13 protein-coding genes are annotated in these 13,177 nt (G+C 47.3%); 7 read left to right on the top strand and 6 right to left on the bottom strand.

Annotated features, from left to right (window positions below):
* Together HY879_10250 and HY879_10245 are read right to left on the bottom strand one after the other, a co-directional pair.
* A partial coding sequence (locus tag HY879_10250; protein ID MBI5603727.1) for a histidinol dehydrogenase occupies positions 1–252 on the bottom strand: 252 nt, incomplete at its 3' end.
* A gap of 136 nt (positions 253–388) precedes the next feature.
* A complete protein-coding gene (locus HY879_10245; GenBank protein ID MBI5603726.1) occupies positions 389–946 on the bottom strand; it encodes an NUDIX hydrolase in 558 nt (185 codons plus the stop codon).
* A 140-nt stretch (positions 947–1,086) separates the two neighbouring features.
* Between HY879_10245 and lepB the strand changes: the two genes are divergently transcribed.
* Complete coding sequence (gene lepB, locus HY879_10240; GenBank protein ID MBI5603725.1) at positions 1,087–1,740, top strand: signal peptidase I; 654 nt, start codon at positions 1,087–1,089, stop codon at positions 1,738–1,740.
* Positions 1,741–1,898: 158 nt separating this feature from the next.
* Here lepB and HY879_10235 read toward each other — a convergent pair whose 3' ends face one another.
* A complete protein-coding gene (locus HY879_10235; protein ID MBI5603724.1) occupies positions 1,899–2,696 on the bottom strand; it encodes a sensor histidine kinase in 798 nt (265 codons plus the stop codon).
* A 113-nt stretch (positions 2,697–2,809) separates the two neighbouring features.
* A complete protein-coding gene (locus HY879_10230; GenBank protein MBI5603723.1) occupies positions 2,810–4,630 on the bottom strand; it encodes an acyl-CoA dehydrogenase in 1,821 nt (606 codons plus the stop codon).
* A 291-nt stretch (positions 4,631–4,921) separates the two neighbouring features.
* On the opposite strand from HY879_10230, the gene uvrB reads away from it, so the two are divergent.
* The 6 genes from uvrB (at position 4,922) to HY879_10200 (ending at position 11,595) form a co-directional block, all read left to right on the top strand.
* Positions 4,922–6,919 carry an excinuclease ABC subunit UvrB gene (gene uvrB, locus HY879_10225; GenBank protein MBI5603722.1) on the top strand — a complete coding sequence of 666 codons (1,998 nt, stop codon included), beginning with the start codon at positions 4,922–4,924 and terminating at the stop codon, positions 6,917–6,919.
* A 77-nt stretch (positions 6,920–6,996) separates the two neighbouring features.
* The gene (gene rmuC / locus HY879_10220) at positions 6,997–8,547 is read left to right on the top strand and encodes a DNA recombination protein RmuC (protein MBI5603721.1); all 1,551 of its coding nucleotides are present in this window, start codon (positions 6,997–6,999) and stop codon (positions 8,545–8,547) included.
* 8 nt (positions 8,548–8,555) lie between these two features.
* Entirely contained in the window at positions 8,556–10,241 is a 1,686-nt protein-coding gene (locus HY879_10215) for an HDOD domain-containing protein (GenBank protein ID MBI5603720.1), read from the top strand.
* A 429-nt stretch (positions 10,242–10,670) separates the two neighbouring features.
* Entirely contained in the window at positions 10,671–10,907 is a 237-nt protein-coding gene (locus HY879_10210) for a hypothetical protein (GenBank protein MBI5603719.1), read from the top strand.
* A gap of 24 nt (positions 10,908–10,931) precedes the next feature.
* Positions 10,932–11,138 (top strand): hypothetical protein, encoded by a 207-nt coding sequence (locus HY879_10205; GenBank protein ID MBI5603718.1) that lies wholly within the window; start codon positions 10,932–10,934, stop codon positions 11,136–11,138.
* 10 nt (positions 11,139–11,148) lie between these two features.
* Positions 11,149–11,595 carry a universal stress protein gene (locus tag HY879_10200; GenBank protein MBI5603717.1) on the top strand — a complete coding sequence of 149 codons (447 nt, stop codon included), beginning with the start codon at positions 11,149–11,151 and terminating at the stop codon, positions 11,593–11,595.
* Here HY879_10200 and HY879_10195 read toward each other — a convergent pair.
* Both HY879_10195 and HY879_10190 read right to left on the bottom strand, forming a co-directional pair.
* Positions 11,592–12,260 carry a response regulator transcription factor gene (locus HY879_10195; GenBank protein MBI5603716.1) on the bottom strand — a complete coding sequence of 223 codons (669 nt, stop codon included), beginning with the start codon at positions 12,258–12,260 and terminating at the stop codon, positions 11,592–11,594. The genes HY879_10200 and HY879_10195 overlap by 4 nt on opposite strands.
* A gap of 340 nt (positions 12,261–12,600) precedes the next feature.
* On the bottom strand, positions 12,601–13,029 hold the full coding sequence (locus HY879_10190) for a MaoC family dehydratase (protein MBI5603715.1): 429 nt from the start codon (positions 13,027–13,029) through the stop codon (positions 12,601–12,603).
* Between the last annotated feature and the right edge of the window lie 148 nt (positions 13,030–13,177).

Raw genomic sequence — 13,177 nt, 5'->3', positions numbered from 1 at the left:
TACGGCCTTGTCGACCAGTTTATAAGATGCCTTGATTTCTTCAGGTTGAACCAAAAGATCTTTCGGCCGAATATCGGATTTATGTTTCCGGTAATGCTTTAGAATGACCTGGTCGCCTCCCTTTTGAACGCCCCGGACGATGTCCCGGGTTTCTTCATAAATATCCGAAATATCTTCCATGGACCTCTTAATGAGGGTTTCTTTCCTCTCCGGGGATAAATCCGTCAGTTTTTCAGGTTTAATAAATACCACGGTGCTTATACTCCTCTGTCTTTTGGAATTTTTGATTTAAGGTCAAACGGTTCTTTTAACCTGTATCGGTGTAATTGACAAGAAAAAATTACTTTTCAATCTTGATGGACTTGTAAAAAGTCCATCAAGATTGAAATTATGGATTGGACGGGGTACAACGTTTCCGATAATCCTTTAAGGCTTCCCGGGTGCTGGGAAAGGCTAATTCATCCCAGGGAATTTCTTCATATTGAAACATTCCCAGTTCCAGGGTTTCATCACAAGCTTTAGGAACACCGGCCACGGCTTCGGCCAGATAAGCCACGATTACTACCGCCTTTCCAGGATAAGAATAGACATTCAAAAGACCATTTAATCGGACCTGGATATTGGTTTCTTCCAGTGTCTCCCGGATGGCGGCTTCTTCCAGGGTTTCCCCCCGATCGACAAACCCTCCGGGAATGACCCATTTACCATATCCGGGATTAATCCCCCTTTTGGCCAGAACAATTCTGTTTTCAATAAGGGTTACGGTCCCGGCAGCCACTTTGGGATCGAGATAATAGATAAAAGAACAAAGGCTGCAAACCAAGCGATCGGGTTCCTGGGGTTTTATCTTTTTGTTAACTAATTTTCCCCCACATAAGGGGCAAAAACGAAATGGGGGATTGATTTCATGGGATGGATGGTGGTCGGATAAAAATGGCTGGATCATAATGAGAGATATTATTTTGTATTTTGGAAAAAATAAAGACTTTTTTCTTGATTCCTGACGATAATCTCGCTATGAAAGACAACACGGTCTAAATTGGACCGATTATGGAATAGGGATCTGAACGGTTACAGGAGGACTATTTGGAAAAAGAACTTAATAAAAATCGCAGTCCTGAACGGAAAAAATCCATTGTCAGAGAATATGCGGAATCCATCATTATTGCAATTCTTCTGGCTTTGCTGATACGGGCCTTTGTCGTCCAGGCCTTCAAGATCCCTTCCGGGTCCATGAAACCCACTCTGTTGGTGGGAGACCATATTTTAGTCAACAAATTCCTTTACGGGATAAAACTCAGGGTCCCCTTTACTTCCATCAATTATACGCTGATCCCTATCAGTTCGCCCAAAAGAAATGATGTGGTCGTTTTTATTTACCCGGTGGACCCGAAAAAGGATTTTATCAAAAGAGTCATTGGACTCCCTGGGGATACAGTCCAAATCAGGGACAAAAGGGTTTATATCAACCATATCCCCATGGAAGACCCTCATGGGGTCCATTCTGACCAGATGGTCATCCCCGAGACGGAACAACCCCGGGATAATACCGGACCCCTAATGGTACCACCCGGCAAATTATTTGTCATGGGGGACAATCGCGACGAAAGCTACGACAGCCGTTATTGGGGTTTTGTAGATCAAAAACAGATTATCGGACAGGCCTTTATTATTTACTGGTCGTGGGATAGAACTGAGTTTGGAGTCCGCTGGAAAAGATTGGGAAAATTAATTCGTTGAAACCGGGGAAGACCGGCCATTAGCGCCGCCTTCTAAGCCTTTTTGGACACAGATCGACTCGGATCGGCAGATATTCGCCGATCGTGCGGATTGCCAAGATTTTGATATAAAGAATAGTTATCTGCGGGTATCGGCGAAAATCTGCGTCCTAATTTATTTCACTTGGATTTTTTACCTTTCTTTACCGGAACGGTGAAGGTTATTTTGGTGCCTTTCCCTTTCCGGCTCATAAGGTGAAGGGCCCCGCCGGCCATCCGGGCCCTTTCATCCATGGCTGTCAATCCCAATCCCCGTTCCGGGAGGGTGCTGCTTATAACCTCCAGGAAATCGAAGCCCTTCCCGTTATCCTTGATGGAAAAGACCACCTCTTCACCGCGTTCCTTCATATCAATCAAAACCTGCCTGGCCTGGGCATGTTTCCCGACGTTGGTCAGGGCTTCCTGAAAAATCCTGAAAATAATAATTTCCTGCCCTTTGGAAAATGAAAAATGGGGTTCCTGGATCGTACTGATAATTTTGAAAGGATATTGTTTGGAGAATTCGCCCAATACCCATTGGAGGGCTTCGAAGAGGCCCAGATGTTCCAGTACCGAAGGACGTAAATCCCGGGACAGTCTTCGGACGTCTTCGGTCATCCGATCGATTGCATGCAGGGCCTGTTCAATATCCGGCTTTAAACCCTCGAGATTTTCTTTGAATTTCTTGGCCAGATTGCTCAATTGAAATTTTAAACCGATTAAAGACTGGCCCAACTCATCATGCAATTCGATGGCGATCCTTTTTCTCTCGTTTTCCTGGGCATTGATCAGCCGAGTAGATAATATCCTGAATTTTCTTTCTGATTTTCCTAAAGCCCTCTCCGCTTGTTTGCGTTCCTCAATTTCTTTTTTTAATTCTTTATTGGTCTTTGAAAGTTGAAGCGTCCTTTGCTTGAGGAGGGCATGATTCCTGGCCATGCTCTCCTCAAGGCTTTTGGGGGTTTTCTCCGGGGAAGTCAGATTTGGCTTCGATCTTCTTTTCATACGAAACAGGGACTCATTGTCAATTTTTTTGACCACTTAAAGCCTTCTTAAAAAGCCTCTTCCGGGATATCGAGAGCCGAAAAGTCTTCCTGCTGAAGGGAGGTATAACGGGCAAAGACATTGGGCAGGATATTTCGGCAGAAAAATTTGACCGTTTCTATTTTCCCTCGGTAAAAAATGCCGTCGGCTGAGCCGGCCTCAACCTCTTTGAGCCGGTCTCGGGCCAGAAGGCCCTGCTCCAGCATCAGGTGGGCCATGAGGACCTCAGAAAAACAATCCAGGAATCGGGTGGCCGTTAAACCGATCAACCGGACCTTTTCCCCCTGAAAATACTGCATATAACGCAAGGTAAAGTCACCAATAGCTTGGGTGGCTTTAAAAAGGAGTTTTAAATCCGGCCCGAAATCCGGGTCTTCTTTATACTGACCGGTAAAGCTCATAATCCCCTGGATCCAATCCTGAAAAACCTTTCCCCCCTCCATGCCCAGCTTGCGGCCCACCAGATCGAGGGCCTGGATATAGTTGGTCCCTTCCCAGATGGAGACGATCTTGGAATCCCGGGCGTATTGTTCCACCGGGAACTCCTGACAGTAGCCGACGCCGCCCAGGATCTGCATGGCATCCCGGATCAGACTATATCCGAAGTCCGAGAAATAGGCCTTGACCAGAGGGGTGAGCAACTCCACCTGACGAAAGGCCATTTTCCGGTTGGTTTCATCAGGATCGTGTTGGGCAATATCGATCAGATAAAAAAGTTTACCGATCACGGCCCGCATGGCCTCGGTCCCGGCCTTTAGATTCATGAGCATCCGCCGCACATCTTCATGCTGAATAATCGGCACCCGGTCCCCGCTACGGTTGGTAAAGAGCGGCCCCTGGAGCCTTTCCTTGGCATATTGACGGGCGCAGTCATAAGCGCCGGCCGTCAAACCCAGGGCCTGGACCCCGCAACCCATCCGGGCCTCATTCATCATCTGGAACATCTTGGCCATACCGCTATGGGGTTCACCCAGGAGAAAGCCTCTGCAACCGCCGTTTTCGCCAAAAATCAGGGAACAGGTGGAAGAGCCGTGGATGCCCATCTTGTGTTCGATGCCACTGCAAAAGACATCATTGGGTTCCCCTAAAGATCCGTCCGGATTGACCCAGATCTTGGGTACGATAAAAAGGCTGATCCCTTTGGTCCCTGGAGGCCCCCCTTCTATACGGGCCAGGACCAGGTGGATGATATTTTCGGTCAAATCATGTTCTCCGCAGGTAATAAACCGTTTATTTCCTTCGATCTTATAAAGGCGGGGATCTCCCGAGGCCTTATCAGGAACCGCCTTGGTCCGAAGCCAGCCGACGTCCGAGCCGGCGTCGGCCTCGGTCAGGCACATGGTCCCGGACCAGACACCGGTATTGAGCTTTTCGACAAAAAGGGCCTTATCTCCCTCAGTCCCATAGTGTTCAATAACCGCGGCATTGGAGATGGACAAACCGGGATAAGTCATGATAGACATATTGGCCGCTATAAACAGTTCGGCGATCAATCCGCTCAAAACAGCCGGCAAACCCTGCCCCCCAAAATCCGGCTTGGCCGCCAGGGCAATCCAACTGTTTTCCGCCATAACTTTCCAGCAGTGATGAAAGGAGCTTGGAACTTTGACTACCCCATTTTCATAGGTGCATCCTTCTCGGTCCCCATCCTGATTGGCCGGGCCCAGGACCTCTTTCCCGACTTTCATAGCCTCCTGAATGATCATCTCGAAGTCCTCTTGACTGAAATCCCGAAAGGCTTCGTACTTAAAAAGATCGGCCACCTTCAAGTGTTCAAACAGCACAAACTTTATATCCCGATCGTCCCGATTAAAAAAATTTTTTCCCATTTTCCCCTCCTGTAGACGCACTGAGATTGTTTTGGTGACGGGTTATAAGCAATGGGCGAAGGGCTACGGTTAAATATTTTTTTGGTTTTTCTTCTCCTGTAGCCTATAGCCTCTTGTCTATAGCCTGTATTTACCCTTTTTTACTACAAATGATCTCAAAAAGAAAGCGTAGAATTGCACTCAAAAAAGCGGCATTTGCACTCTCCTCTCATCTGTGTTAAATTCCTTGCAACGCCGAATGAAACGAGAACGCGTAACCAGTAACGAGCAACGAGTATCCAACCCATTCCCATGCAGCAAGAATTTAAACTGATTTCCGAATTCCAGCCCAAAGGGGATCAACCCAGGGCGATTGAACAATTAGTCCAGGGAGTCCGCCAAGGTCTGGAACACCAGGTCCTCCTGGGGGTAACCGGATCGGGGAAGACCTTCACCATGGCCCAAGTGGTGGCCCAAGTGCAAAAACCGACCTTGGTCCTGGCCCCGAACAAGACCCTGGCGGCCCAGCTTTATGGAGAATTCAAATCCTTTTTCCCGGAAAATGCCGTGGAATATTTCGTTAGCTATTATGACTATTATCAACCCGAGGCCTACCTGCCTCAAACCGATACCTACATCGACAAAGATTCTTCCATCAATGAAGCCATTGACAAGATGCGTCATTCGGCTACCCGTTCCCTGTTAACACGGAACGACTGCCTGATTGTCGCCAGCGTCTCCTGCATCTACGGCCTGGGCTCTCCCGAAGCCTATCAGGGGATGCTCCTTTCTTTGCAAGAAAACCAGGAGATATCCAGGGAGGAGATCTTGGGTCGACTGGTATCCATGCTTTATGAACGAAACGACTTTGACTTCCACCGGGGTACCTTCCGGGTGCGGGGCGATGTTATAGAGGTTTTCCCGGCCTACGAGGAAGACCTGGCGCTACGGTTCTCTTTCTTCGGGGACACCATTGAAACCCTCTCTCAGATCGATCCGTTGCGAGGGAAAATACGAAACCGGTTGAAACAGGTCCATCTCTTTCCGAACAGCCATTATGTGACCTCTCAAGAGGGGATGGACCAGATCTACCAGGCTATCGAAACAGAATTAGAGGAACGGATCACCTATTTCCGCTCTCAGAATAAACTGCTTGAAGCCCAACGCGTCGAAGAGCGAACCCGGTTCGATCTGGAGATGATGAAGGAGCTCGGCTATTGTCATGGGATTGAAAATTACTCCAGGCACCTGACCGGCCGTCTCCCGGGTCAGCCCCCCCCTACCCTGCTGGAATATTTCCCCAAAGATTTCTTATTGTTTATTGATGAAAGCCATTTGGCCGTTCCCCAACTCCAGGGCATGTATCGGGGGGATCGATCCCGGAAACAGACCCTGGTCGATTATGGTTTCCGTCTTCCATCGGCCCTGGACAACCGCCCTTTGAATTTTAAGGAATTTGAAAGTCTGGTCCACCAGACCATTTATGTCTCGGCTACACCGGCTGAATATGAACTTAACCGGTCCGGAGGGGTCATGGCCGAACAGATTATCCGGCCCACAGGATTGATGGATCCCCTGATTCGAGTCTTTCCGGCCGACAACCAGGTTGAACACTTAAAAAAGGAAATTGAAAAACGGGTTGCCCGCCAGGAAAGGATCCTGGTCACTACCCTGACCAAGCGTCTGTCTGAAAATCTTTCCGAATATTACCAGGAATTAGGGATAAAGGTCCGTTACCTGCATTCCGATATCGATACCATGGAACGGATCGAAATTTTGCGCGATTTACGTCTGGGGGTCTTTGATTGCCTGATCGGGATCAACCTCCTGCGGGAGGGGCTGGACCTGCCCGAAGTCAGCCTGGTGGCCATCCTGGATGCCGACAAAGAAGGTTTTTTGCGTTCCACCCGTTCTTTGATCCAGACCTGCGGCAGGGCCTCCCGAAATCTTTCAGGAGAGGTCTATTTCTACGCCAATCGGATAACCCGGTCCATGAAAGAGGCCATTGAGGAAACGGAAAAACGCCGCGCCGTTCAATTAGCCTACAATAAAAAGCACAAAATAACCCCCACTTCGATTAAAAAATCGATTCAGGATATCCTGTCTTCGGTTTATGAAGCCGATTACGTAACGGTTCCCATAGCCAAGGAAAAACAAAAGGAATTTGTGGAACCCCACCAGGTCCCGCTTCTGATCAAACAACTGAGAAAAAGGATGAAAGAGGCGGCCGCCCGCCTGGACTTTGAAGAAGCGGCTGAGCTTAGAGACCGGATCAAGGTCCTGCAGGAAGAGGAGTTGCTTTGGAAATAAAAAATAGGCATGGGGCGACAGGCGTGAGGCGTGAGGTGGCGAAAGCCTGTATTATTCATTAACAATAGGAGTCTAATATGAATTTGCCCCCTCTGCTTTGGGGATTGGCTATCGGACTGATTGCCGGTGTCTTTTTGGCCTGGTTGTTTTTTCACTTAAAAACGGCCCAAAAAATTTCACAAGCCACCTTGCCCTTTCAATCTCAACTGGCCGTTATTGAGGAACGTCTGAAGGCTCGGGAAGCCGAGATCCAGGGTTTGGCGGCTAATAACCGGGAATCCGGCCAGGAAAATGAAAGCCTCCGACAGCGGCTTTTGCAGGAAAGCCAGGAAAGGGCAGCGGCCCAAAAGGAAGTCGAGCAGTTGGCCGAATGGAAAGAACGCCTTCAGGAGCGGGAAAAGGAAACCGGGAGCTTACGGGAAGAGATCACCGGTCTGAAACAGAACCGGGCCGAAATAGAGACCACGTTACGTCAGGAACGGAAGGCCATGGAAGAAAAAATCATCTTCTTGAATGAGACGGCCCAAAAAATGGAAGATGCCTTCAAGGTCTTATCCGCCGAGTGTCTGAGAACCAACAATCAACAATTCTTAGACCTGGCCAAGACCCATCTGGAAAAATTTCAGTCCGAGGCCAAAGGAGATCTGGACCAACGTCAAAAAGCCGTGGAAGGCACCATCGCACCCTTGAAGGAGACCTTGGACAAATATGTACAACAGGTTCAGGAGATGGAAACCGCCCGCCAACAGGCCTACGGGAGCCTGAGTCAGCACCTGGAAATGATGTCGGCAACCGAACAGCGTCTTCAAACAGAAACCGGCAATCTGGTCAAGGCCTTAAGGGCCCCGCAAGTTCGGGGCCGTTGGGGGGAATTAACTCTCAAACGCGTGGCTGAGCTGGCCGGCATGTCTGAACATTGTGATTTTATTGAGCAGGAATCGGTGACGGCCGATGAGGGCCGATTAAGACCTGATATGATCGTCCGCCTGCCCAACAGAAAATGGGTAGTCGTGGATGCCAAGTCTCCCCTACAGGCCTATCTGGAATCCCTTGAATGTCCGACTGAAGAAGAAAGAAAAATAAAATTACGGGAACACACCAGGCAGATCCAGACCCATATGCAGAAACTCTCCTCCAAATCCTATTGGGATCAATTTCCCGAGACCCCGGAATTTGTAGTCCTTTTTTTGCCCGGGGAGAATTTTTTCAGCGCCGCCCTGGAACAAAATCCCAACCTGATCGAAGAAGGGGTCAATCAGAAGGTAATCCTGTCCACTCCTACAACCCTGATCACCTTATTACGGGCCGTAGCCTATGGCTGGCGTCAGGAGGCCCTGGCTGAAAATGCCCAGGCTATCAGCGAATTAGGCAAGACCCTCTATGAACGCCTGGTCAAATTAGCCCTGCATTTTGGGGAAGTGGGACGATCATTAGACAAGTCCGTTCATGCTTATAACGATGCCGTCGGCTCCCTGGAAAGCCGGGTTTTGGTGGCTGCCCGGCGATTTAAGGAATTAGGCATCAGTTCCAAGGCCCAGGTCCCTGAAATAGGTCCGATTGAAAAAAATACCCGGAATCTTCAGTCCCCCGAGTTTTGTGCCGAAATAGAAGAAGATATCAGAAGATAAGGAACATCATGGAACCCACAGATAAAACAAAAATCCTGCAACAAATCGCCACTCAAGATTATCTCCCCTCCCTTTCCCCTTTAACCATTCAGTTAATTGATGTAGCGGCTAACGAACACAGCTCCATATTGGATCTAACCCGGATCATTGAGCAGGACCCGGGATTGACGGCCAGGATGCTGAAATTCGTCAACAGCGCCTTTTATGCCCAGAGGGAACCGATCTCGTCCATCTCTTACGCCGTGATGGTTGCCGGCTTCAAGAAAATCCGTCTGATGGCCCTGAATATTTCATTAAAAGATACCTTCCCCTTGGGCAAAGTAAAGGGTATGGATTATGATTTCTTTTGGAAAACCTCTCTCTATCGTGCCCTGTTGGCCCAAGGTTTAGCCAAAGGTTCTGATCTTTCCGACCGGCTTGATCCCGATGAAGTCTTTACCGCCGGACTAATTTTGGAAATAGGGATGTTGCTTCTATTCCACGTCTGTCCTGATTCTTTAAAAGATTCTTTTCCGGGCGGGAATGTTCCATTGGAAGAGGCCCTTAAATGGGAAGAGGAAAACCTGGGCATCAACCATCGGGAACTGGGAAGGCTCACCCTCCAGCACTGGCACTTTCCGAACCAGATCGTTGAAGCCCAGAAGATCTTCGGAACGGCCGCCTTAAAAGAAGGGACCTCGGATTTATGTTTATTTTTGGAAGTCGCCCGGATTTGCACCCAGCTTTTCTTCGGCACCAGGGATGACTTTGCCTTCTTAAAGGAAATCGCTCGGATGTTAAAGAAAGATTTGGATCGGGTGAGTGAAATCCTTTCCGAGGTCTTTTTTAAAGTGGAAGAAATTGCCCGCGAGCTCCGTCTCCAGATCAACTCCAGTAAAGACCTGCTGGAAGTCATGGAGAAAGCTAATCGGGCTCTGATCCGAATAAATGGATCTTTGGAAGATAATCTGAGTAGAATGATCGGTCTGTTTTCCCAGGAGGATCAAAAATCGACTCAATCCCTTATGGTACCACCCGGGGAACGAAAAAAATCCCTTGAAAAGGCTATGGATGCCGTAGCCCACGAAATCCGGAACCCTTTGATGGCTATCGGTGGATTCGCCCAGCGCCTGGTAAAGAAAGGGGAAGAAAAGGTCAATGTCATCCAATATGCCGAACTAATCGCCCAGGAATCTCGGCGTCTGGAGCAGGTCTTGAATGATTTAATGGACTATTCCAACCCTTATCAGCCTGTTTTTCAGGACCTGGATTTAGTTCCGGTCCTGGAAAAGGCCCTCGAAGGGCTTCAGGATAGTCTGACCCGCCAACAAATTACTCTCATAAAAAAATGGCAAAAAATCCCCAGGTCTATTCCTTTGGAAAAGAATGGATTCCAGAAATCTTTTCAACAATTATTGGAAATCATTATCCTTCAGACAGGGAAAGGCCACCAGGAAATAATCATTTCGCTGGAAACTTCGGCATTAACGCCTCAGATTAAAATAGAGATAAAATATCAGGGAGAGCCGCTGCCCGAAGAAACGCAGGAAATCCTGCTCGGCCATGATTTTTCCAACAGGTCTTTCGGGAAAAGCCTGGGACTTTCCCTCAGCCGGAGGGTTATCGAGGCCCATAAAGGACGGATTGAAGTTAACTCGGAAGAGGGGGAAAACCGCATCTCTATAGTCCTGCCCATTCCTACAATACGAAAATAACGTTCAGGGGTCAGGGGTCAGTTAAAGAATAAAGTTTCAAGAACAAAAATGCAAGTATAATAACCTTGATAGTATCGGAAATTCCTTTTATGTCTCGCAAAGACACAAAGGCGTAAGAAATTTCAAGGCTATGAAACTACTTTGTTTTTTATCATTTTTTACGTCCTTGCGCCCTCGCGTGAGATGTTTTGAGAGTCCCCCCGAAGGGCGCTAAGTACAACGATGAACCTTGCCCTTCGCCCATAGCCCATAGCCTATTGCCTATCGCCTATCGCCCCGCTAAATACTGCATTCTTCCTCCCAAAATACGGGTTCTCCATTATTTCCTTCTTCCTGAGAATAAGATAAGTTACTGATTAAACCCTCATGCTCCTCAGGGGGCAACACGAAGCATAAAAAAGGGTATCTAATAAGAAAACGGAGGATTGAATGACTGCCCCGATTAAAATACTACATATCGACCCTGATTTTAATATAACCTACTTCATTTTCCGTTCCGGGGCTTCCATCCAATCTTCTGTTCCCATCCAACAAGCTGTTCAACTTTTAAAAACGGAGGAATTTGATTTAATTCTTTCGGAACCACATAATAAGGCTATAATGAAGAATCAGGCCCTCTTAGAAGAAACAGAGGCAAAATCTTTTAGCGAGTTAAAACAAAAATAAATAAAATAAAGGAGGTCTACTCAAATGGAAAAAACGGCTAATTATGATTTATTAAATTCCCCATTAATGGACATGGATGAAATTAATTTTATCTTATTGGAGCCGGAAGTGGCTGAAATTTCTTCTTCCCATCTGAAAAAAAGGGGGGTACAATCTGAACTAATCAATATTTTAAAGAATGACCGGACCGGGACGCTTTTGCTGCCTTTCATCAACCACGAATTCAAGTAAGGAGGGCCCTATGTTTGCACCGAAAAATATCCTTGTCCCAACGGATTTTTCCGAATATTCGGATAAATCCCTGCAAGAGGCCATGGACATCGCCAATCAATATCATTCAAAAATCCATCTATTGCATGTTGCTGAAATGGTGATTCATTGCACAGTCGACTATTGTCTCGATCCCCAAACAGTAACGCAAGTGGAAAATGAAACCATCCAGGCCTCTAAAAAAATGATGCAAGATCAAGTGGCTAAATTTCAAAAATCAAATGCAGTGGAAATCATTACGGAAATCAGAAAGGGTACCCCTTATGAAGAAATCCTGAAAGACCAGCAGGAAAAAAATATAGACCTGATCGTCATCGCTTCCCATGGTCAAACCGGGTTAATGCGTTATCTGGTCGGTAGTGTAGCGGAAAAGGTCCTCAGACATTCAAAAAGTCCGGTTCTTTTAGTCCGGATTTAAGAGGAAGAATCTTTTTTGATCAATCCTTTTCTCATAGCATAGGCCGTCAGGGCTGAAACGCTATGGAGATTTAATTTTTCCATGATATTGGCCCGGTGTTTCTCAACGGTATTAGGGCTGATGGAAAGGGAATCCGCGATATCCTTATTTTTTTGCCCTTCACCGATCAACCTGAGGATCTCCCGCTCCCGAAGGGTCAGGGTGTCCCAGGGTGACATAATGCTCTGATCCTTCTTACTTTCCAGATACCCCTCAATGACTTTTTTCGAAACGCCCGGGCTGAGCACCCGTTTTCCGGACAAAATATTCCGAATGGCCTGCAGGAGTTCGGTATTGGTGGAATCCTTTAAAATATAGCCGTCCGCTCCGGCTTTCAGGGCGGCGATGATGTACTCTTCGCTGTCATTAACGGTCAGGGCCAGGATTTTGATCTCAGGCCATTTTTTTTTGATCTCCTTGATGGCCTCCATCCCGCTCATTCGCGGCATGGAAAGATCCATTAAAACCAGGTTCGGAAGGAGCTTATCAACGCTTCGAATGCCCTCCAGTCCATCGCCAGCCTCGCCGATGATCTCCATGTCCGGCTGAAAAGAAAGAAGAGACCGCAGACCTTCCCTGAGAATGGTTTGGTCTTCGACAATCAGGATACTTTGCTTTTCAACCATTGATTTTATCTCTAACCAGGTAGCGAGCTTTTTTGATCATAAACGATTCGGCTGAACCTCAGAGCTTTGGAACTCGGCAAGTGATTCTTATTATTTATATTAACTAAGAGACCGGGTATGGAAAATAAGGTAAATACTGTATATTATCGTTCCTAAGACAGTATTTTTTCTGTAGGGGTAGACGATTCGGAAGGTTTGGAGAAGTCCAAGACAGACATCATCAAACTGAAACACCTTATCCGGTCAAGTCGGATCTGGACCCCGCCTTCCCGGCCTGGGGAAAGGGGTAATAATGGCTCTATTCAGGCATCTTGATATTTCTCAAGATCGTCCGGAGATATTAAGGTTTGGATGGCTTGGGCGGGCTGACAAGGGCTTCTCCTGCAAGCACCACGGTACCTTGCTGGTTCGTGCAGGTCGTTTTCAAACGGAGCCGCTTTTTCTCAGCAAGAATTTCCAGCACTTCAACCCTGGCCGTGATCGTGTCTCCGATACGGACCGGGGATAGAAATTCAAGTTCCTGTTTGATGTAAATCGTTCCGGGGCCGGGCAACTGATTGGCGATAACAGCGGAGATAAATCCGGCGGATAACATTCCGTGGGCGATGCGGGTTTTAAAAAAAGTTTTTTGGGCGTAAGGTTCATTGACATGGGCCGGATTAAAATCACCGGTGATACCGGCATAGAGATAAATATCACTTTCCGAAATCGTTTTTCCGAACTCGGCGCTGTCTCCTACCCGAAGTTGTTCAATAGTCTTTCCGATCATAAACATGGTCCTTTCTGAAGGTGTTTTAATTTTGAAAAGGTATTTCTTTATATCCCTTTTTATTATTTTTTGCCAGTTCGTAGAATAAAGAAGGGTTTTCTTTCCTGATGGTTTTTAATATCCTGAGACGGTTTTCCTTTTCCGTTAA

Source organism: Deltaproteobacteria bacterium (genome assembly GCA_016219225.1).
In the GTDB taxonomy this organism is placed as follows: Bacteria; Desulfobacterota; RBG-13-43-22; order RBG-13-43-22; family RBG-13-43-22; genus RBG-13-43-22.
The sequence above is the reverse complement of the archived record's forward strand: the minus strand, read 5'-3'. Positions and strand labels throughout refer to the sequence as shown.